The organism is Synergistaceae bacterium, from assembly GCA_012521675.1.
Classification (GTDB): domain Bacteria; phylum Synergistota; class Synergistia; order Synergistales; family Aminobacteriaceae; genus JAAYLU01.
In genome coordinates this window covers 1-20,498 of record JAAYLU010000015.1, presented here as the reverse complement: position 1 = coordinate 20,498, position 20,498 = coordinate 1, and the positions used below count along the sequence as shown (strand labels likewise).

Here is a 20,498-nt window from a genome sequence, read left to right as displayed (position 1 = left end):
GCGCTTGCCTTTTTGTCATCCCGAACGGAGCGCAGCGACGGAGGGATCTCTTGTTTTACCTCGGCTGTCAAGATGAGATCTCTCTTAGTCGCCTATGGCTCCTCTGGATAGGGATCGACACGAACGGGAGAACCGCCCGTTCGGTCGTAGGGATGACAGGAAGAGGCTTCACTAGTCAGTCCTGGTACTCGTAACGGTAGGTATCAGCGTCTCCCCAGATCTTCTCAAGGTTGTAGAAGCTTCTCCCGCTCTTGTTGAAGATATGCACTGCCAGTTCGTCAGCGTCGATCAGCCTCCACCTTGCGCTGTCATTTCCCTCGGTTTTCGTGCTGTAGCCGTGAAGGCGAAGGGTCTCGAGCGCGGTGTCTCTCAGAGTGTCCATGTGCAGGTCGGAGTTGGCCGTGACGAGGACGAATATGTCGGAGACCGCGGAGGTGTTCCCCAAGTCCAGTGCCACGATATCAAATCCTCTTTTGTCAGCGAGCGCCTCGTAAAGAAACTCGAACTTCTTCAACCCGGTTTCCTGGTTATTCAATAGTCATCCTCCTTCAGGTCTTTGCGGCCGCTATTTCCGGCTGGCAAGCTTCTCAAGACGACCTAAAACCGTAGAGTTGTCCTTGCCGATCACAATAGTGGCATGAGTGACATTCGGCGTCCGGGAGACAAGGGCGGAGCTTATGCCCAGCAGGGTCGCCAGGGTTTTGCCCGTATCCACCACCTCTTCCGCCGGGTTCGAGGGCAGATGTATCGAGGTCGAGCGATAGTCGAAGTGGCGCGCGTTGCCGATGTGTTGCACGTCGATGCCTATCTTCTGCAACGCCGTGGCCACGGTCTTCCCGAGACCTGCCGTCCCGGCCCCGTTAAGTACGGCGACCGGAGTGCTTATGGATGAGACCATCGCCTCGATGTCGACCTTGTCCGTATCGGCCAGGATGCCCTCCTCTCCCTCGCCGGGCTCGGGATCGTCATGCTCCTCGAGGATGTCCGTCAGGAGTTTGGACGCCGCCATCGTGTCCCCCACCCAGTAGCTAAGGTTGGATATGTATGCCGCTTTTCCCGGCAGAGTAAAAAAGTGAAAATTTTCACTGGGCATCGATACCATGTAGGATGCGAGCTGAAGGCCTTGCGCGGGGGTCATGTCGGAGTTGATCATCTCTATCACCTTGGCGGCAAGCTCAGGAATCTTGGGAATCATAGACGGGCTTTGCAGCTTCTCCAGCACGGCTTTTACGAAATCCTGCTGACGCTTCACTCGCCCAATGTCTCCCTGCGCGTCATGTCTGAATCGAACGTAATGAAGGGCGTTCTTCCCGTCAAGCAGCTGTCGCCCTTTTTTTATATTGATAAATAATTTTCCAGAATAGTCGTTGTAGACCATGTTGGTGGCCACGTCCATCTCTACTCCGCCTATCAGGTTCACTATGGCCGGAAAGGTGTCGTAGTTTACCAGGATGTAGTAATTTATCGGCAGACCCAGGTAGTTGACGACCGTTTCACGAAGGAGGTCCACCCCTCCGTAAGCGTATGCATGCGCAATCTTGTCCCAGCCCTTCCTGGGAAGCTGCACTCGTGTGTCGCGGGGTATTGACATGAAGCGCGTGATCTTTCCATCTATGTCGATTGTGGTGAAGGCGATGGCGTCGGCTCGTCTTCCTCCGTCTACCTCGTCGATTCCGATGAGCAGAATGTTTATCGTTCCTGACTCCTCGGCGAAGGAGATCGATTCCTTTATTGTCTGAGGCTTCGGCTCGACGAACGTTTTGACCTTGAACGCCGCTCCGGCAAGTGCGGACCCGATGATCACGAGTACGATCGCGGCGATTCGTAGTATCTTCATCTCCCGGTCCTCCTGCTGTTCTTCCGGTAGAGCCCGTTTTTCAAGATGTACTGCTCCACCGCTTCAGGGAGGAGGTATTTTACGCTTCTCCCCTCCTCTACTCGCCTTCGTATCTCCGTGCTCGAGATGGACAGTAGAGGAATCTCCAGAGGGATGATCGCATTTTTCAGCTCTTGGGGAAGTGCGTCCAACTCCTTTTTCGCATAACCCGGCCTGTTCACCGCCACGATTTTGCACAGTTCAGGGAGCTCGGCATATTCTTTCCAAGTGGTTATGTTGATCACTGCGTCCAGTCCCGTGATGAAATAGAAGACCACCTCGTCGGGAGAGTACCAGTGTTGCATCTCACGAAGAGTGTCCACCGTATGACTGGGTTCGTGCCTGTCGATCTCGATTCTTGACGGGGTGAAATCCGGATTTCCGAGAGTCGCCAAGAGTGTCATCACAAACCTGCTCTCGCTGGGTGCGACCCTGCGAAGCCTCTTGTGAGCCGGATCTCCCGCCGGGACAAAGATCACCTCGTCCAACCCCACCATCGTCCTGCTCTCCTCCGCCGCGAGGAGATGCCCGAAGTGGATTGGATCAAAAGTGCCCCCCATGATTCCGATATTCCTTGGGACATTCTTGTTTTTGTTTGACACGGTGATGGCTCCTCCGGGTTGAACTCTACAAACTTCACCTATTGCCCGACTTGGTCGCGAAAGCCATGTCGGGTTCGAAATCGAATTCTATGTCACCTATATAGACTTTATCACCTTTTACGGCGCCCATTTCCTCAAGTTTCTCCTCTATCTGGAACTTTTTCACCAGCCGGGCGAACCTCGGCAGCGCGTCTTCATGGTCGAAGTTGTAACGGGAGACTGTTTTTTCAAGGTTTGAGTGCACCACGCGGAATCCGGAGCCGTCCTCAAGCCTGATTATGGACACGGGACGCAGGCGTCCTCTCTTTACGGGCAGATCCCTCGTCTCGGTCTTCAACGGTACTAGCCTGGTCGGTCCCTCGTGTCGCGCGGTCTCCCTGGCGAAATCGGCTATGACCTGTATGAACTCCTGGATATTCTCTCCGGTCAGGGCGCTTGCCGAGTAGTATGGAAGATTCTCTCCGGCAAAAAATGATCTGACCTTGGCATCGTTCTCTCGGGCTGCATCCAGATCCAGCTTGTTCCCAAGCACTATATACGGCCGTTCCCGGAGGTCGTCTCGAAACAGCAGGTCGGTGTTTTCATCTTTTTCCAGATCGGAGTATTCCTCGAATTCCTTTCTTATCACCCGCCACTGCTCTATTATCTCGTCGGGCGTGCCGGAGGCGAGGTCAAGGACGTGCACGAGAAAACGAGTTCGCTCGACGTGCCTGAGAAATAGAATGCCCAGTCCCCGATTCTGGTGAGCTCCCTCTATCAGCCCGGGAACGTCCGCGATCACGATCTTTTGGTCGTCCACGGAAAGAACGCCGAGATTGGGCGACAGGGTCGTGAAGGGGTACCCGGCGATCTTGGGGCGCGCGGAAGATATTGCCGAGAGAAGGCTGGATTTCCCGGCGTTGGGAATGCCGACCAGGGCGACGTCGGCTATCAGCTTCAGCTCCAGGAGCAGGGAAAATTCCTCGCCATCGTCGCCTCTCTCCGCGAAACGGGGCGCCTTTCTGACGGAGTTCGCGAAATGAGCGTTTCCCCTTCCGGGGCGCCCTCCCTTGGCCACAATCACCCTGTCTCCAGGCTCGACGAGGTCCGCTGTCATTTCACCGGTATCCTCGTCGTAGACGATCGTGCCGCAGGGGACATTCACGATGGTATCCTTGCCCGCCTTCCCCGTCTTCATACTGCCCTTGCCGGACTCCCCGTTGCCCCCCTGGAAGAGCTTTTTGTAGTCGAAATCGGCGAGTGTGAGGGAACCCGCGGTCGCCAGAAGAACAACGTCGCCGCCTCTTCCCCCGTCGCCGCCGTCAGGCCCCCCCTTGGGGACGAACTTCTCCCGTCGGAAGCTGAGGCATCCGTCGCCTCCTCGTCCTCCACGGACGGAAATTTTAGCAAAGTCCACAAATTTCATGACATCACCAGCGCATCAGCGCCCTTAAAAAATCAAGGACCCTTTTAATCCCCCCAAGGGCGGGCACCGATGTGAAAACAGACGGTCCGATCTTAAGGAGATGGTAAGGCCCTTGGATGGTCCTTGTTGAAAAAAAACTCGGAACGGCCTATTCAGCCGCATCCATTACGACCGAAACGACTTTCTTTCTTCCCTTGGTCTCGTACAGCACTCTTCCCGGGCATTTGGCGAAGATCGTGTAGTCCCTCCCGAGTCCTACATTTTTCCCCGGGTGGATCCTAGTGCCTCTCTGGCGCACAAGGATATTGCCTGCCCTGACCGTCTGGCCCGCGTAGATCTTTATTCCGAGCCTCTTCCCATCGCTGTCTCTGCCGTTTGCGCTGCTGCCCTGACCCTTTTTGTGGGCGAAGAACTGCAGGTCAAAAGTCCTGTTCATTCACTTGTACCTCCAAAATTCGGACATGCTCCGGATAATCCCGGGCGATATTCTTCAGCGAACCGATTATAGCCTCCACGAGCAGGCTCGATTCATTCAATGGAGTAAACCTCCAGTCCATTGACATGACGGTCTCTCTCTTATCCACGAACGACTTGAAGCTATTCGATGTCAGAACCTGTTCGAAGCCGTAAAGAAGGGTCTGCAACAGAACGGAGACGCCGGCGCATACTATGTCTCCACCCTTTTCGGCGTAACCCGAGTGCCCCTTCGCATCAAGGGCAATCGGCCGCCTTCCGTCGTAAACGACGGTGATCTCCGTCAAGACTATCCTCCGAAGTTGAGGGAATCGATGCGAATCTCGGAGAAATGCTGCCTGTGACCCTTTTTACGCCTGTAGTTTTTCTTGCTCTTGTATTTGAAGACTATAATCTTCGGATCTCTGCCGTTCTGCTTTACCGACGCGCTCACGGATGCCCCCTCCACGTAAGGAGCGCCTACAACGGTCGCGTCATCCTTACCTACCAGCAGCACCTTGTCGAAGACTACATTGGCGCCCTCCTCGAGTCCAAGCGATTCGACCTTGAGCAGGTCGCCCTCCTGGACTTTGTACTGCTTGCCGCAGGTTTCAACTATCATGTACATGCTTTTCCTCCTCCCGCCGGACCTCAGGTGCGGAGATTCCGCTTTTACCCGCTCCGAGCGATTATTCCTTCCAACCGAAGCATTATACGAAGCAGGACAGGGATTGTCAAATATGACCTCGGCGACCATGAGCAGTAGAAAGCCGGTCTCATCGGCGTTCCGGATCGGTCAGAAGGGTGTTTCGATGCGAGCCGACAGCAGAAGTCGCTCCGCATGTTCGCGCGCCTCCGGAAGGTCGGAGTCCCCTGAAAGCATCCGGGCGAGCTCGATAATTCGCTCTTCCTTTTCCAGTCTTTTGATCTCGATCTCCTCTTTACCCTTGTGCACGTGATAATGACAGTCCGCAAGGGCCGCGATCGTCGCCTCGTGGGTTACCAGGAGGACCTGGGTTTTTTTCGACAGGGCAAGAAGCTTGTAGCCGGCGAGCAGAGCCGCTCTCCCCCCGAGACCGGCCTCCACTTCGTCGAAGACCAGCGTAGGGGGAAGAGTCTCCTCCGGAAGGGAGAGTTGCAGAGCCAGCAGGATCCGGCTCAACTCTCCTCCCGAGGCGGACTTGTCGACCGGGGTCTCCGGGGCGCCGCTTGACGACAGAGTGAAGGACACATCGTCGGCCCCGTCGCTCCTGATCCTGTTCAGGGGTATGACCCGGGCGAAAAAGATGCTTTCCGCCATGCCCAAGTCCTTCAAGTGCCTGTTCACCGATGATTCGAGCAGACCGGCCGCGCTCTGGCGAAGCCCCCTGAGTTCCATGGCCAAAGAACTCGTTTGGCGCCTAAGCCTTTTAGCCCGGTCCACGAGGGCAGAGGATAGGGTGGAGGCCTCTCTTAGCCATAGGATCGCATTCTCGGCCTCCGAGGTCCATGAGATCAGCTCCTCGGCGGTTCTAGTCCCTGCGGCTCGCTTGGCCTTTCTCAGGATGCCTAGCTTTTTCTCCAGCGCTCCCAGTTCCAGTTCGATCGCCTCGGGCGACAAGTCGGATACCTTTGACCGGATGGAATCGAAAAAGGAGTGGAAGGAGGAAATTCCCTCGTTGAAGCGAGCGTCGTCATCCGTCCTGTTCAGGGAGAGGCGCCGGATCAGTTCAAGGCCGAGGGACTCCAGCCTCGCGAGCAATCCTTCGCCTGCGGCGCCTCCCGTCAGCTCCAGGAGTATTCCTCTTACCTTCGCAGCTTGCAGGGCGGAGTGGCTCTTTTCCTCAAGCTCCTTCTCCCACAGGATATCGCAGCCGGGGAAGATGTCGAGCGGCCGGATCGCGTCCACTATCGCCTCCGCGTCTTGAAACCGCAGTTTCTGCTCATTCTCCTTTGCTTTCAACGTCCTCAGTTCCCTGTCGCACTGAAGGGCTTCATCGAATGAGTCCTTGAGGGCGAGCCGTATCCGCTCGATCTCTTCGCCTCCGCAGAAGTCCACTATGTCCAGCTGTCTCTTGGGATTCAGCAGCTCCATCTGCGCGAACTGGCTCTGTATTCTCATCCTGTCGTTCATCAGCTTGGAGAAGGCGGAGAAAGGCACTCTCTCCTGCTGGTAGTAACAGCGGTTTCGGCCGGTCTTTGACAGGATCCTGCGAGCCGTCGTCAACGCCTCGTTTTGATCATTCTCTTTTTCGATGAAGACGCCCTCCACCGATGCCTCGTTCTCCCCGGATCGTATGAATACGGCCTGGCTCCTGCCGCCCCCGATGAGCTCCAGGGCCCTGACCAGGCTGCTCTTTCCCGCGCCGCTCTCGCCCGTGATCGCCGTGAAGCCCGGCTCGAAGGACATGCAGGCACGGGAGATGCCTCCTACATTTTTTATCGAGACCTCTTCTAACAAGCTCGTCACTCCTTCTCGAAGGTGACGATGCCCTGGCCCCAGCGCAGTTTCTCCTGCAGCAGGTCGAAGTAATTACGGGAAGGCAGGATGATCACGTCGATCTTGTGAGATCGGCTAAGAGAGATATCAATGCGGTCTCCAGGCAAGATTTCATACCCGAGCTGTCCGTCCTGAGTCAGCAGGAGGTCCCTGTGGTTTCCGCGCGGTATCAAGGTTATCGTGTCGTCCTCCCCCGCTACGACTGGCCGTGAATAGAGGGTGTGGGCACATATCGGCACTATCAGCATACAAGGTACGTGGGGAGGGATTATGGGGCCGCCCGCGGAGAGGGCGTATGCCGTTGAGCCGGTCGGCGTGGCGACGATCAGACCGTCCGCCGGGATCGTGCTCAAAAGCTTGTCGCCGATATGGACCTCTATATGCATTACCCTTGCGAGAGCCCCTTTTGCCAGTACCAGGTCGTTCAGGGCGTACAGGGAGTAGGTCTCGTGACCGTCCCTCGAGACGGTTCCATCGAGGACTTTATGCGTCTGAACCGAGTACTCTTCCTTGAGGATGCACTCGATGTCGTCGATCGCCTCCTCTGCTTTGCCCGATGCAAGAAAACCCAGGTGTCCCAGGTTTATTCCGTAGAGAAGCACCGGCGACCCAAGCACGTATCGCGCCGCGCGCAGGAAGGTCCCGTCGCCGCCTATGACAAGGGCGATGTCGACCCTCTCTTTCCACTCCTCGTCGCTCAGCCCTTGAACTCCTATTACCGAGGCCTCGTGCGGAGGAAGCAGGAATTGGACGCCGTTCTCGTTGCCCCAGTGAAGGAGCGTGTTCGCCATCTTCAACGCGCCGGGCTTCCTTGTGTTGACGAGCATTCCAATGCAAGGGTGCTTCATGGCTCTCTCCGTTCTTCGCGTTCTTCGGAAAAGAAGGCGTGCGCCTCCTCCACCACCTCTCTTGACGAGAGGGTGGTAGGGACGCTATCGCCGGTCTTTCTTAGATAAAGCAGGTATTCGATATTCCCCTTCGCGCCGGTTATGGGTGAGAAGGCGAGCCCCGAGGGCTTTAGCGCTAGCTTCTTGTCGCAGAAGGATGTCATACCGTCCAGAACTTCGACGTGGTCCTCCTTCGAGCGCACTCTTCCCCCCTTGCCCACCCTTCCCCTGCCAATCTCGAACTGAGGTTTTACAAGCGCCACCGCTTCACCGGCGCTCGGGAGGAAGGAGTTCATCACGGGAAGAAGCAGGCGGAGAGAGATGAAGGACGCGTCCACCACGGCGATTTCGGGCGTGCCGTCAAAGTCCGATGGGCGAAGGTCCCTGGCGTTTTTCCTCTCCATCACCACTACTCTCTCGTCGTTCCTGAGGGACCATGCGAGCTGGCCGTATCCCACGTCGACCGAATAGACCCTGGAGGCGCCCCTCGCAAGCAGGACCTGCGTAAAGCCTCCGGTGGACGCTCCGATATCGACGCATATTCTGTTCTTCGGGTCCACGCGGAAGACGTCCAGCGCTTTTACCAGCTTGAGGGCGCCGCGGCTCACCCACTCGACGGACTCCCTTTTTATCTCTATCAAGGAGTCCTCTGCTACGAGCGTGCCGGCTTTGTCCACCCGTACTCCGGAGACAAAGACCTTCCCGGCCATGACAAGGCCTCGGGCGGCCGTCCTGGATTCAGCGAGCCCTCTTGACGCTATGACCCTGTCTATGCGCTCTTTTTTGGTGCTCTTCAATCATTCTCACCACTCTGGTCGGCGTGAGCCCGCAGAACTCAGCCTGCTGCGCCATGGTGCCCTGTGAGACGAACAGGTCGGGAATGCCCAGGGCGACGACCGAGGTCGTACGGCCGACCGGTTGCAGCGACTTCGACAGGGTCGCTATCGCCTCTCCGACTCCTCCCGCCTTGTATCCGTCCTCGGCCACCACGAGCAGTTCGTGCTCGTGCAACAGGCTCTCGATCGCCGATCCCGGAAGGGGTTTTACGCATTTCAGATCAACGACGGTCGGAGGGACACCACCGGCTTTCACAATCATTTCGTGCGCCTCCAGCATCAGATCAACTGTCTTGCCGTAGCCTACCAGGGCGAGCTTTTCTCCCGGTTCTAGGACCTCCGGGACCGGAAGGCCGTCGATGAAAGAGTCGTCCCTGGTTCGCCTGAGCGAGGGGATGACCGTTCCTCTCGGATATCGTATTGCGACCGGTCCGTCGTAGCGCACGGCCATTTCGAAAAGGGACTGCAGGCCGACCTCGTCCCTCGGGGCGGTCACAACGAGGTTGGGTATGGGCCTCAGCCAGGAGATGTCGAGCAGCCCCTGGTGCGTCTCCCCGTCGTCGCCTATCAGGCCGGACCGGTCTATCGCCAGGGTCACCGGGAGATTCTGCATCGCTATGTCGTGGACGAGCTGGTCCATCGCCCTCTGCAGGAAGGTGGAATAGACGAACACGACCGGCCTCAGTCCGCCCGCGGCCATTCCGGCCGCCATGGTCAGCATGTGGCTCTCGGCTATCCCCACGTCGAAGAAGCGCTCGGGGAAGCGTGACGCGAAGGCCTCGAGCTTGCTGCCGCACTTCATGGCCGCCGTCAGACATACGATACGCCTGTCTCGTTCGGCGAGTTCGAGTACTGCGCTCGAGGCCGCCTCGCTCCATGAGCGCACCGAGCCAGGCTCGGCCGGCCTGGGGGCGTGAGGAGGGACTCCGTGGTACTTCGTGGGCTCCCTCTCCGCCTCCTCGAGGCCCTTGCCCTTCACCGTGACCAGGTGGACGAGCACCGGCTTATCGTACTTCTTGGCCAGCTCCAGCACGTACTCGATCTCCTCGACATTGTGTCCGTCGAACGGTCCCCAGTAGTTGATGTCCATCTCGTCGAAGACGTTGATCGGCTTGACGATGGATTTGATATGGTCCTTGAGCTTTCCCAGCGCGTTCTCGAGCGCCTGCCCCTTCGGAAGGGAGGAGCATGACTCCTTTATGGCCTTTTTCAGGGAGTTGTAGGCGGTGCTCGAGCTTAGCCTGGCGAGGTGAGTAGCGAAACCTCCGACCCTGGGGCTTATGGACATGGTATTGTCGTTCAGGATGTAGATCACCTTGGTGTTCGAGTCCTTCGTGTAGTTAAGGGCCTCAAAGGCCAGTCCGTTAAGCAGGGACGCGTCTCCTATCACGGCCACGACGTGGTTGTCCTCGCCGAGGACGTCCCTGGCCTTGGCGTACCCGAGTGCTGCCGACAGGGATGTGCTGCTGTGACCTGTGTCGAAGTGGTCGTAGGGGCTTTCGGATCGCTTGGGAAAGCCGCTGATGCCTCCCCACTGCCTGAGTGTCGGGAACCTGTCCCTTCTTCCCGTCAGAATTTTATACGCGTATGTCTGATGTCCGACGTCGAATACGATCCTGTCCTCTCCCGGGTCGAAGGCTCGCAGCAGGGCGAGGGTCAGTTCAACGGCCCCGAGCGAGGACGCCATGTGCCCTCCGGTCTTCGATACGACCGAGACTATGTACTCTCTGATCTCCGAGGCCAAGGTCCTCAGCTCGTCCGTTGAGAAGCCCTTCAGCTCGGAGTAGTGTTTTATCCGATTGAGAACCGTCATCATTATCGCGTCCTTTCCACCAGGTGGTCGGCCATCTCGGAGAAGAAGGCCGTGTCCCCTCCCACAATCTTGAGAGCGTCGACCGCTTTTTTGCTCTCGGAAAGCGCGAGTCGTCCTGCCTCCTCCACCCCGTAGACCGACACGAACGTCTTCCTGTCGAGGACGGCGTCCTTACCTGGGGTCTTGCCCAGTTCCTCTGCCGACGACGTGACGTCCAGAATGTCATCCACAATCTGGAAGGCGATCCCGAGGTGCATGCCGTAACTCCTGAAGGCGGACGCAGCCCTGCGCCTCGCACCTCCTATTACGGCGCCCCCCTCCAGGCAGGCCGCTATCAGCACGCCGGTCTTCTGAGCCGCAACCCTGAAGGGGAAGTCATCCCCGTCCTCCATGCTCGCCGGGTCCGTGTCCAGCACCTGCCCGCCGCATAACCCGAACGGACCAAGCGCCTTGGCCAGTATCTCCGTGGCCCTGCAGATCCGCGAATAGGGGATCTTCGCCTTTACCATCCTGGCTATAGGGTATTCGAAGGCCCACGCGAGCAGCGAGTCTCCCGCCAGTATCGCCAGCGACTCGCCGAAGATCACGTGGTTCGTCGGCTTGCCTCGCCTGAGCTCGTCGTTGTCCATAGAGGGCAGGTCGTCCTGGATCAGCGACCCTGTATGAATCATCTCGAACCCCAGAGCGAGGGGGAAGCTCTTCTCCCAGGGCATACCGAAGACCTCCGCGGCCTTGATGCAGAGTATAGGACGCAGCCTCTTGCCCCCTGCCGTCAACGAATACAGCATGGACTCCCTCAGCCTTGCCGGTGCCGGATGTGGCAAGGCCCTTGAGAGGTCCTCTATCCGCGCCTCTATGAACTGTCCAGCCTCGGCGATCTGCTCGGAAAACGGGATGTCGGATCGTCTTTTTCTCATCGGGAGCCCTCCCCGTCATAATCCAGGGGCTGCGACAGGGGGACCAGCTCTCCCTCCTCGGTCAGAGCCCTGACCCTTCCCTTTGCCTCCAAAAGGTACTCTCTGCACTCTTTCACCAGCTTCACGCCCTTTTCAAAAAGGGCGAGAGCATCCTCCAGAGGCATCGGGCCTTTCTCGATGCGGGCAACTATGCTATCCAGTTCCTCCATTTTTTTGCTGAAACTCAACTCTATCGAAACCTCCCCCGGAAGAAAAAAAGTTGCCTCCGTCACGTCTCTGTGCTAATATTCCTCTGTTTGAAAGAAACTAATCGCAGCAAGGGGGCGAAATCATTGGCAAAAGTTTGTGAATGCTGCGGCAGAGGTCCTGCGACCGGAAACGCCGTGAGCCACTCCAACCGTCATACGCGAAGACGCTGGTTGATAAACCTTAAAAGCGTAAAGGCCGACGTCGGCGGCGGTGAGTCTCTCAGGATGAGAGTTTGCACCCGGTGTCTCCGTTCAGGAAAAGTCAAGAGAGCACTTTAAGGAATCCTCGCCGATCACCGGAACCATCCGCAGTATACACCAAGGATTCCCTTCTGCAACCGTACTGGAACTTCTTTCTCCTCGGTTCTGTTGCTTATTGAATAAGGATGTTTTTGAAGCAGAAGGGAATCCTCCAACTCCCACCTGGTGTTCTTCAAAGAGACGCCGGAGCACTCCGACGTCAGCGGAAGGAGCGAGAAGACATCGGGCACTTCGTCCGTGAACCTGATCAGCGCGCTCTCCCCTCCCGTCAGAATCAGCATCAACTCGACCTCGTCCGCCAGCGCCACCACGCGCGTGCCCCGTTCCAAAGCCCAGAGAACAGAAAAGACATTTGAGAAGAGATGATCGAACCTCCCTCCCCAGCAACCCGTTACCAGGACAGGCGTCCCCGCCGACTCCTCCGAGGCCGCTAAAAGGGCCAGCTGCAGATCGGTCAGGCCCTTGTCCTCGGGGTGCTTCGTCACCGAGACCCCAGACAATACCGCATGGGTCCAGACGTCCTCCGGGGTGCTGTCGGCGTCCCCGACAAGCCTTTGCGGAAGAAACCCGGCCTCCATGCAGGCAAGGACGCCGGAATCCGCGCTCCAGCGAACCCGGAACCCGGACGAGGCTTCCGCCAGCCAATCGGCGTCGGGTTTTCTGCCTCCGGCCACGAGGAGTATGGGCTCCGGGAGATCTACGTCGAAGAGGGCCTCGATCCGAGGCAGGCCCAGGGAAAACACGTCTACTCGAAATCCCCCGACAGAACCCTTGAGAGCATCTCTTTCGCCGTCTCCTCGTCGACGAGAATCTCCCGCGGTTTGGACCCGTCAGGAGGTCCGACGATCCCGATCCTCTCCATGGAGTCCACCATCCTCGCAGCTCTTGTGAACCCTATGCGAAGCTGTCTCTGGAGACGGCTTGCGGATGCGATGCCCGTGTCCATTATGATGTTCACGGCCTCCTCAAGCAGAGGATCGTCAGCGAAGACCGCCTCCCCGCCCGCCGTGCTCTCTCCAGGCCCCTGCGCTTCTATGTCGACATACTCCGGTGATCCGAAGATGTTCTCCAGGTACTCCACTATCTCTATGCTTTTGCCGTCCTCTATGTAGGGTGCCTGCAGGCGAAGCGGACGCGGGTACCTGGAGCTGACGAAGAGCATGTCTCCCTTGCCCAGGAGCCGCTCGGCGCCCGCCACGTCTATGATGGTTCTCGAGTCGGTCTGGGAGGGCAGGGTGAAGGCCACCCTGGCGGGGATATTCGCCTTGATCAGTCCGGTTATCACGTTCACGGAGGGCCGCTGCGTGGCGAGGATCAGGTGAATGCCGGTCGCCCTTGCCATCTGCGCCAGCCTGCAGATGTAGTCCTCCACGTCTTTCTGCGCGGTGAACATCAGGTCGGCCAGTTCGTCCACCACTATGACTATGTTGGGAAGCTTCGCCTTGGGAAGGACTTTTTGGTTGTACGACTTCAGGTTGCGGACGCGGGAGCGTGCGAACAGCTCGTAACGGTTCTCCATCTCGCGAACCGCCCACGCAAGGGCCTGAACGGCCTTCTTCGACGAGACCACGGGTTTTGAGAGCACATGGGGAAGATGCTCGTAGATATTCAGCTCCACCCGTTTTGGGTCGATCAGTATCAGTCTGAGCTCCTCAGGGTTTCGATGGGTGCAAAGCCCGGTGATGCAGCTGTTGATGAACACGCTCTTGCCCGATCCGGTCGTTCCGGCCACTAAAAGGTGAGGCAGATCCTCGAGGCCGACCACCAGCGTACGGGAGTCTACACGCATGCCCATGGCAAGAGGAAGGTCGTTCTCTGACTCCTGGAATGCCCTCGACTCCAGGATAGTGCGGAGGACTATTCCCTTGCGCTTGGGGTTTGGTATTTCGACCCCTACGTACGGCTTGCCGGGGATGGGTGCCTCGACCCTCAACGTGGGAACCGTGAGGGCGACCGCGAGGTCGTTGCTCAGTCCTGAGACCTTGCTTACCTTTATTCCCGGCGCCAGCTGGAGCTGGAACTGGATTACGGTCGGCCCGACCACGATATCCGCCATCTCCGCCCCCACTCCGAAGTCCGATAGAGTGGCGATTATCGAGACGGCCTGCTCCCTCACAACCTCGTGATCCTCTGCAGCCCCCAGCTCCTGCCTCGGGCCGAAGAGGTCCAGCGGCGGAGGGAAGGTGCCTGGCATCAACCGCTTTTTCGCCTCCATCTCGTTGAACTCGATATCCGGCAGGGCGTGCGGGTCGTCGGACTCGCCCTGTTCGGAATCAAAGCCTGCGTCGTGAACGGGCAATCCTTCGTCCGTGAACTCGTCCGGGCCCCTCAGTATGAAGAGGTCCTCCGTCTCGTCGCTCATCTCCGGGCTTGTGCCCATATCCTCCTGCGGCCTGCCGATTCCGTCGGTCTTGAGGATTTCGTCAAGGTAGTCAGGCTGGGACTCCTCCCTTTCGGCCGGTTCCTCGTGCAAAGGCTCGTCCTGGAGCGGCGGAACCTCTGGCCGTTGGGCAGGTATTTCGGGCGAGTACAGGGGATGGTCCCGCTCCTCCGAGATTTCTCTGTCCATTGCCTCGTCCCGGGAGTCATACCTTGACCCGTAGGGCTTTGGCTTTGTCAGGACGAAGCGGGAAGGCTGCGAAAGGATATCCTCCATATCGTCATCGGGGAATCGAGGGTCGATGTAGCGACGGTTCTGCTCCTTTGCGCGCGACGGAACCAGGGAGCGTATGAAGCCTGCCGCGCCGGAGATCCTGCCGATTATGGAGGCGGGTCGAATAAGTCCGTAAAGTGTCGCCGAGAGCAGAAGAAAGGCGGCGGCCAAAAGCATGGCCCCGATAAGTCCGATATGCCTGGTGAAGAAGATGGCTAGCCCCTTACCCAGGTAGCCGGGCGTGAATATGGAGAAATTCTGAAAGAGCCCCGCCATCTCGAAAAGGCCGAAGAGCAACGCAGTGCATATAAAAAGAGAGAAGGTACCGGCAACCTGGGACAGCAGCCCCTTGAACCCGGTCTTTAAAAAGAAGGACACGCAGATATGTCCGCAGAAGAGAATGGGAATTATGATGGCGCCTCCCCAGTTCCTCAGGAGGGAGAAGCGGATTGACTCCCCCCACGAGCCGGTCTTTATGGAGAAGAGGGAGGCGAGGCAGTACAGGATGAACGAGAAGAATAGGAAGACCAGCACCTCGGCCCAGAGGGTCAGAGCGCTCGCCTTTTCTCTTTTAGGGGTCTTCGTGTGGACGTACCTTTTTTTTGACCTCGAGGACCTGCTTCTTTTGCCGCTGGACCGTTTCATCTCAGGCCTGAGCACCTCCAACGGTAATTTTCCGGATCAGCAGAGAGGGCTGACCATCCGTTACCGGCACGTTCTGTCCGGACTTTCCGCATATGCCGGGAAGGAAGTGAAGATCGTCGCCGACGGCATCGATATCCATCAGGACATCCGGCCCGTTCCCGGCGAGAACGGCGCCTCGAACGGGATGCACAATCTTGCCGTCTTCGACGAGATACCCCTCCGTGACGTGGAAGACGAAATCACCGGAGGTCGGGTTGACCTCACCGCCTCCCATTTTTCTGACCAAAAGCCCTCTTTCGATGGAGCGGAGCATTTCCTTCGGCGATGATTTCCCCGGGCTTATGAAGGTGTTAGTCATTCTCGGCTGCGGCGTCGCCCTGTACGAGCTTCTGCGCCCGTTGCCAGTCAAGGGGATACCGCTCCTTCTTGAAGTGGTGACATCGCTTATATAGGCCTTCGCCACCCCGTTTTCAATCAGAACGTTGCGTCTGCATGGAGTCCCTTCATCGTCGCAGACGCCGCTTCCAAGGTATCCCGGTATGGTCCCGTCGTCGATCAGGCTGATCAGCGGACTCGCTACCGTCTTGCCGATCTTGTCGCGGTATACCGAGAATTCCTTCTGAATGATATCCGCCTCGAAGCCGTGCCCGCAGGCCTCGTGAATCATGGTGCCCCCGGCCTCTCCCGACAGAAGCACGGGCATCATGCCCGCCGGACACATCGGGGCGTCGAGCATCATAAGGGCTCTTGCAAGGGCGGTCTCCGCGATCTTCAATGGAGACGAGGACTTGAAGAACTCGACGCTGTCGACCGAGTAGGCCTCCGATTCATAACCAGTCTGCATAACCCCGTTTTTTTCGACGACGACCTCGGCGGAGAAGATAGTATAACGTCTTTCATCCCCCGCGACGACCCCTTCGCTGTTGAAGACGTTGAACCTCTTGGAGGCGGTGTTCAGGCTCATTGATATCTGTCGTATCCAAATGGAGCTGTCCTGCAGGCGCCTGTTTATCTCGTGAAAAAACGAGTGTTCGGGCGGGGAAAAGCGCGATTCGGGTTCCATGACCCGGATGGAGGGGAACCTCCGGTCTTCAAGTGCGAGTCCGCTGCCAAGAGCGGCGTCCCTTAGACAAAGGAAGCCTGACGACAGGTTCACTCCTGGCGAATGGGCGTGCGACGTCTCCTCGCCGCGGATGATCCTTGCGCCCGCCCCCTCGGAGGACGATGATGATATCTCCTCCATTGCGCCGCTCTCGAAGGAATAGGAGTGGGAAGCCGAGATCTCGAAGTAGATATCGGCGAAGTCGGCCCCACTTTGTACAACGGTTTTTAAAACATCCCCAAGCTTTGCGTTTATACTCATTGAAGATCGGATGCCTCCAGCAGTTCATGTGTCGCGGATTCGGCGCCCGCCCTCTCCGGGAGGACGGTCAGATCGAAGCCCTCATTTTGCAGTGCGCAAATCAATTCTATCACGTCACTTCGCTTCTCATCGGGAAAAAAGAGAGAAACCTTCCCGTTTTTCAACGCTTCAAGTCCAACGGCGTTCTTGGTAGCATAGTTCAATGCCACGGACTCCGTCTTGACGTAGCCGATCCCGTCGTATTCGGAGACTATCCAGCTCAGCAACACTATTTGCTCCGCAGGAAGGCGAACCGAGATATGCCCCATGTCCGGGGCGAAAGATCGTTCGGAGACCATGTCCGTCATTTTGAGCGGGCCGCCTTGATGTTCCTCTGGTGTTCGGCGTAGTCCCTGGCGAACAGGTGCTCTCCGTCGGGCTTGGCCACGTAGTAGAGGTAGTCGTGCCCCTCCGGGTTCAGCACCGCGCTCCACGAGGCTCCGGAGGGTAGGCAGATGGGAGCTGGCGGGAGTCCGTTCACCCTGTACGTGTTGTATGGGGAGTCTATCTCCAGGTCCTTGAACAGCACCCTTGTGATCTCCCTCCCCTCCTTCTTCCAGGCGTACACCACCGTGGCATCGATCTGGAGCTGCATCCCGTCTCTGATCCTGTTCTCTATCACGCCGGCTATGCGGGGCCGCTCCGTATCGTTCCTGCCCTCCCGCTCGACGAGGGACGCGCATATCGCCAGCTCTTCGAATGTCTTTTTGTCCCTCCTGTTGCTTGGTATCGTGGACCCCACCTGCCTCCACCACAGGGAGGCCGATGCCTGCACAAGCTCTCTCGCGTCCGGGAAGGAGAGGCGGTAGGTCTCGGGGAAGAGGAAGGCCAGGCGCCCCTCCGCCGTGTCGGGCAGCAGAGGCCGTAACTCCTGCGGGAATAGATACTCGTCGGCCATCAACTCTTCTAGATCCTTATCCGTCATAAGGACTCTGGAGAGGAGTTCTCCAAAGTTGAGGACATCCGTACCCGGCAGGAGAGTCACGGAGAATACCTCGGGCTGTGCTTCCCTCATTTGGCGGGCGGCCTCCCATGACGAACCCTTCCTGATGTGGTAGAGCCCTGGCCTGAGGTTTCTGTCGATGGAAAACCAGCTCATCCACCTTGAGAAGGATTTAGCGCTCTTCTCTCCTATGATCCCGGCCCCGACGAACTCCTCGGCCGCCTGCCTGGCACTCATTCCCTGCCTTATAGAGACGGGGAGCCTCTCTCCCCTCCCCTCGGGCAGCGTGAACGGGACATGCTCCGGGAAGAGGAGCACGAGACCTGCAAGGAGCCCCAGCAGGAGCGTAAAGGATATGAAGCAGAGGATTGTCCTTGTCCTCATTGCGCGTCCCTTCCGGCGTTCCTCACACTATGATCGGGGTTTTCGATGAACAGAAGGAACATCTCCCCTCTTCGTCTAAATTATTCTCAACAATGGCGTACCTTCGCCTTCGAATGAGCGTCTTTCCGCACGAAGAACACTTTGTGACGGCCTCGTCATCGACGTTCCCGGTGTAGACCCAGGGCAATCTCTCGGATGCCAGCCCGACGAACTCGAAAAGCCGGTCGATGGGCGTGGCTCCGGCCGTCCACTCACGGTTCGGAAAGTAGCGCGAGATGTGCAGCACCGGGACGGGATCAAGGGACGAAAGCCAGCATGTCATCCGTTCGAAGGCCTCGATGTCGTCATTGATCCCGGGTACGAGCAGGAATGTGACCTCCAGGTGCGTCCCCGCCTCCGACAGGGCTTTTATCGTATTTTTGACGCCCTCCAGCTCACCGCCCATGAAACGGTAGGCGTCTGAAGTGAAGGCCTTTAGGTCGATGTTCGCCGCCGACAGGTACGGTAGGAGCTCCTTCAGGGGCGCGCCGTTTATCATCCCGTTGCTGACAAGCACAGCCGGGATCTCCCTTTCCTCGAGGTGGAGACAGGTGTCCAGGATGAACTCGAGCCAGGTGAGCGGCTCGTTGTAGGTGAAAGCGACGGACGAGGCGCGGTGCATTGCCGCCAGCTCCGCGGGGGCGTCGGGGGCCGTCTCGTGAAGAGAGACCGACGGGGAGCATTCGGCGAGTGTCCAGTTCTGGCAGAAGGGGCACCTCATGTTACAGCCCACGGAGCCGAGGGAGAGTGTCGAAGTGCCCGGTTTCCAGTGGTACAGTGGTTTTTTTTCTATAGGATCCACCGCGAGGGAGGCGAGCTTTCCGTAGTTGGTGGAGACCAGGCCCCTGCCCTCCAGGTGGATTCGGACGCCGCAGCGCCCGTTCTCTCCGGGCGAGAGCAGGCAGGCGTGCGGACACAGAACGCATCGGGCGGACTCTCCTTCAAAGCGCCACCACCTCGCGTCATGCCCCTGGTGTAGATGCAACGGACCGGCTAACGCCATCTCTCCTCCTCCGCAATTCTGTGCACGGAAAACCTGGATATCCTCGCGTCGTCGAGGGAGTGGATACCGGCTTTTTGTGCGGCTATCGAAAGCTGCTGCTCCACTCTGTCCACGCCGTCGAGGTTCGGCAGCAACACCCCTCTGAGCCCGTCCTTCTCCACGACCACTCCAAATATCCCCGGGTCCAGCGATTCCGTTCCGGCGACCCTCTCAGGGCGGGAGAGTATGTCCACTGAGACGCTTATACTATCCAGCTCTTCGACTCTTACAGGGGGAAACCTGGGGTCTCGCGTCGCGGCGGAGAGGGCGTTCTCCGCTATCTCCTCCAGCAGGGTGGCGCAGGACGGAAGGATGGTGCCGATGCAGCCCCTCAGGCTGCCATCGACATCCGCATCGGAATGTGTTTTCAGAGTGACGAAACAGGCGGCCTCCTCTTTAAGCTCCGGGAAAGAGGCGAACTTCGAGGCCGCGTCGAGGGCGTTCTTTCGGCCGAAACGCACCCCCTCCTCGATCACGGTGCGTGCCAGGGATGGCGCGGCGTGCAAGGACGCGAAAGCCGTGGCATAACCCACGCCGAAGGGCGCCTCGTAAGACAGGTTTCTTATACTCCTGTTCGCTCCAAGCCCGAGAAAAACAAGGGCCGAGCGAAGACCGCACTCCCCCGCCTCGCCTATCTCGCGCATTCCCAATGAGAGCAGGTCGCCTGGGTCGTTGTTCTCGAATGCCTCGACTATCATCCCGTCGAACTTTTCACCGAACGGAGAGTAGCCCGCCGGGGCGCCTGGGATCACCCTGTGCGACAGGTCGCCGCTCGCAAGGAGCCCCCAGCTCCCACCGGGTCTCGTCTCCGCCAGCGCCTGTCCCAGGCTGAAGGCCTCCGCCGGCGAAAGCCCTATCGGATTCGCCACGACCAGCCTTGGCGAGCCCTTTAGAAAGAAAAGAGGCACCAGGCTGCCGTGGTCGAGCGGGCACTCTCCGTATCTCCTCGCGACTATGTGAAAGTCGTCGTTAAGGAAGTCGGCCATCTGCTCCCCCTCCTCCGGGGCACCATCGTAACTCAGCCGAACCGAGGGGGCCATAAACCTGGAGAAGTCGCCTGAATATCGCTCCGCGAGCGACAGGGTCAGTCCACCTGCGAAGTCCGCGTGAGGGGAAAGGACAAGCAGGTTGTCCGGAGCATTTCGGCCGGTCAGCTCGGAGAGCTTTTTCATGCCCTCGATCGTGTCCGAGGCCTCCTGCTCCCTACCTCCGCCCACCTGGGGAATGATGATCGGGGGGTGGGGTGTGAAGCACTCCCAGTACCACATCTCATACACCTCCTGGTCCGGATCAATGGATGAACATGGCGTCGCCGAAAGAGAAGAAACGATATCTCATATCGACCGCCGTCTCATAGGCTCTCTTGATGACATCGCGGCCCGCGAACGCCGAGACCAGCATCAGCAGGGAGCTTCTGGGAAGATGGAAGTTGGTCAGCAGGCAGTCCGTGAGGACGAACTCGTAGCCCGGATAGATAAAGAGCCCTGTCTCCATCTTCCCGGACCGGATTACGTCCCCGGGGATTGCCATCGATTCCAGCGTGCGCGCCACCGTCGTGCCGGATGCGATCACCCTTCCGCCCCGCCTCTTCGTCTCGCGGACCAGTTCCGCCG

Annotated in this window: 22 protein-coding genes; 1 reads left to right on the top strand and 21 read right to left on the bottom strand. The window is 58.4% G+C overall.

The genetic code is table 11. From position 1 onward, the window contains the following. Positions 1 to 175: 175 nt before the first annotated feature. The 13 genes from rsfS to xseB form a co-directional block, all read right to left on the bottom strand. Entirely contained in the window at positions 176 to 535 is a 360-nt protein-coding gene (rsfS, locus tag GX181_01470; protein ID NLM70616.1) for a ribosome silencing factor, read from the bottom strand. Positions 536 to 565: 30 nt separating this feature from the next. Then, a complete protein-coding gene (locus GX181_01465) occupies positions 566 to 1,837 on the bottom strand; it encodes an LCP family protein (protein NLM70615.1) in 1,272 nt (423 codons plus the stop codon). Then, complete coding sequence (locus GX181_01460) at positions 1,834 to 2,436, bottom strand: nicotinate-nucleotide adenylyltransferase (GenBank protein ID NLM70614.1); 603 nt, start codon at positions 2,434 to 2,436, stop codon at positions 1,834 to 1,836. Before GX181_01460 ends, GX181_01465 begins: the two co-directional genes overlap by 4 nt. Before the next feature lie 76 nt (positions 2,437 to 2,512). Beyond that, positions 2,513 to 3,883, bottom strand: a complete 1,371-nt coding sequence (obgE, locus tag GX181_01455; GenBank protein ID NLM70613.1) for a GTPase ObgE — start codon at positions 3,881 to 3,883, stop codon at positions 2,513 to 2,515. Positions 3,884 to 4,031: 148 nt separating this feature from the next. Beyond that, positions 4,032 to 4,319 (bottom strand): 50S ribosomal protein L27, encoded by a 288-nt coding sequence (gene rpmA, locus GX181_01450; GenBank protein NLM70612.1) that lies wholly within the window; start codon positions 4,317 to 4,319, stop codon positions 4,032 to 4,034. Then, positions 4,303 to 4,644, bottom strand: a complete 342-nt coding sequence (locus GX181_01445) for a ribosomal-processing cysteine protease Prp (GenBank protein NLM70611.1) — start codon at positions 4,642 to 4,644, stop codon at positions 4,303 to 4,305. The genes rpmA and GX181_01445 overlap by 17 nt, the downstream gene beginning before the upstream one ends. Positions 4,645 to 4,646: 2 nt before the next feature. Further along, positions 4,647 to 4,964 (bottom strand): 50S ribosomal protein L21, encoded by a 318-nt coding sequence (rplU, locus tag GX181_01440; protein NLM70610.1) that lies wholly within the window; start codon positions 4,962 to 4,964, stop codon positions 4,647 to 4,649. 168 nt (positions 4,965 to 5,132) lie between these two features. Further along, on the bottom strand, positions 5,133 to 6,776 hold the full coding sequence (locus GX181_01435; GenBank protein NLM70609.1) for an AAA family ATPase: 1,644 nt from the start codon (positions 6,774 to 6,776) through the stop codon (positions 5,133 to 5,135). 5 nt (positions 6,777 to 6,781) lie between these two features. Beyond that, positions 6,782 to 7,663 carry an NAD(+)/NADH kinase gene (locus GX181_01430; GenBank protein ID NLM70608.1) on the bottom strand — a complete coding sequence of 294 codons (882 nt, stop codon included), beginning with the start codon at positions 7,661 to 7,663 and terminating at the stop codon, positions 6,782 to 6,784. Further along, positions 7,660 to 8,499, bottom strand: coding sequence for a TlyA family RNA methyltransferase (locus GX181_01425; protein ID NLM70607.1), 840 nt, complete (start codon positions 8,497 to 8,499; stop codon positions 7,660 to 7,662). Before GX181_01425 ends, GX181_01430 begins: the two co-directional genes overlap by 4 nt. After that, positions 8,441 to 10,351 carry a 1-deoxy-D-xylulose-5-phosphate synthase gene (locus GX181_01420; protein ID NLM70606.1) on the bottom strand — a complete coding sequence of 637 codons (1,911 nt, stop codon included), beginning with the start codon at positions 10,349 to 10,351 and terminating at the stop codon, positions 8,441 to 8,443. The genes GX181_01425 and GX181_01420 overlap by 59 nt, the downstream gene beginning before the upstream one ends. A 2-nt stretch (positions 10,352 to 10,353) precedes the next feature. Continuing rightward, entirely contained in the window at positions 10,354 to 11,268 is a 915-nt protein-coding gene (locus GX181_01415) for a polyprenyl synthetase family protein (GenBank protein NLM70605.1), read from the bottom strand. Continuing rightward, a complete protein-coding gene (xseB, locus tag GX181_01410) occupies positions 11,265 to 11,495 on the bottom strand; it encodes an exodeoxyribonuclease VII small subunit (GenBank protein ID NLM70604.1) in 231 nt (76 codons plus the stop codon). The genes GX181_01415 and xseB overlap by 4 nt, the downstream gene beginning before the upstream one ends. Positions 11,496 to 11,600: 105 nt before the next feature. On the opposite strand from xseB, the gene GX181_01405 reads away from it, so the two are divergent. Continuing rightward, complete coding sequence (locus tag GX181_01405) at positions 11,601 to 11,795, top strand: 50S ribosomal protein L28 (GenBank protein ID NLM70603.1); 195 nt, start codon at positions 11,601 to 11,603, stop codon at positions 11,793 to 11,795. Positions 11,796 to 11,809: 14 nt separating this feature from the next. Here GX181_01405 and GX181_01400 read toward each other — a convergent pair whose 3' ends face one another. The 8 genes from GX181_01400 to GX181_01365 all read right to left on the bottom strand — a co-directional run. Then, positions 11,810 to 12,520: a thiamine diphosphokinase gene (locus tag GX181_01400; GenBank protein ID NLM70602.1), complete on the bottom strand. Its 711-nt coding sequence runs from the start codon at positions 12,518 to 12,520 to the stop codon at positions 11,810 to 11,812. Positions 12,521 to 12,522: 2 nt separating this feature from the next. Next, a complete protein-coding gene (locus GX181_01395; protein NLM70601.1) occupies positions 12,523 to 14,706 on the bottom strand; it encodes a DNA translocase FtsK in 2,184 nt (727 codons plus the stop codon). A 370-nt stretch (positions 14,707 to 15,076) separates the two neighbouring features. Further along, positions 15,077 to 16,438 carry a TldD/PmbA family protein gene (locus tag GX181_01390; GenBank protein ID NLM70600.1) on the bottom strand — a complete coding sequence of 454 codons (1,362 nt, stop codon included), beginning with the start codon at positions 16,436 to 16,438 and terminating at the stop codon, positions 15,077 to 15,079. Continuing rightward, positions 16,435 to 16,785: a DUF4911 domain-containing protein gene (locus tag GX181_01385; protein ID NLM70599.1), complete on the bottom strand. Its 351-nt coding sequence runs from the start codon at positions 16,783 to 16,785 to the stop codon at positions 16,435 to 16,437. The genes GX181_01390 and GX181_01385 overlap by 4 nt, the downstream gene beginning before the upstream one ends. Continuing rightward, positions 16,782 to 17,804, bottom strand: a complete 1,023-nt coding sequence (mltG, locus tag GX181_01380) for an endolytic transglycosylase MltG (protein ID NLM70598.1) — start codon at positions 17,802 to 17,804, stop codon at positions 16,782 to 16,784. The genes GX181_01385 and mltG overlap by 4 nt, the downstream gene beginning before the upstream one ends. Positions 17,805 to 17,826: 22 nt before the next feature. After that, positions 17,827 to 18,846, bottom strand: coding sequence for an AmmeMemoRadiSam system radical SAM enzyme (gene amrS, locus GX181_01375; protein NLM70597.1), 1,020 nt, complete (start codon positions 18,844 to 18,846; stop codon positions 17,827 to 17,829). Next, complete coding sequence (gene amrA, locus GX181_01370; GenBank protein ID NLM70596.1) at positions 18,837 to 20,153, bottom strand: AmmeMemoRadiSam system protein A; 1,317 nt, start codon at positions 20,151 to 20,153, stop codon at positions 18,837 to 18,839. The genes amrS and amrA overlap by 10 nt, the downstream gene beginning before the upstream one ends. Before the next feature lie 22 nt (positions 20,154 to 20,175). Continuing rightward, on the bottom strand, positions 20,176 to 20,498 hold a 323-nt coding region (locus GX181_01365; GenBank protein ID NLM70595.1), incomplete at its 5' end, for an S-adenosylmethionine:tRNA ribosyltransferase-isomerase.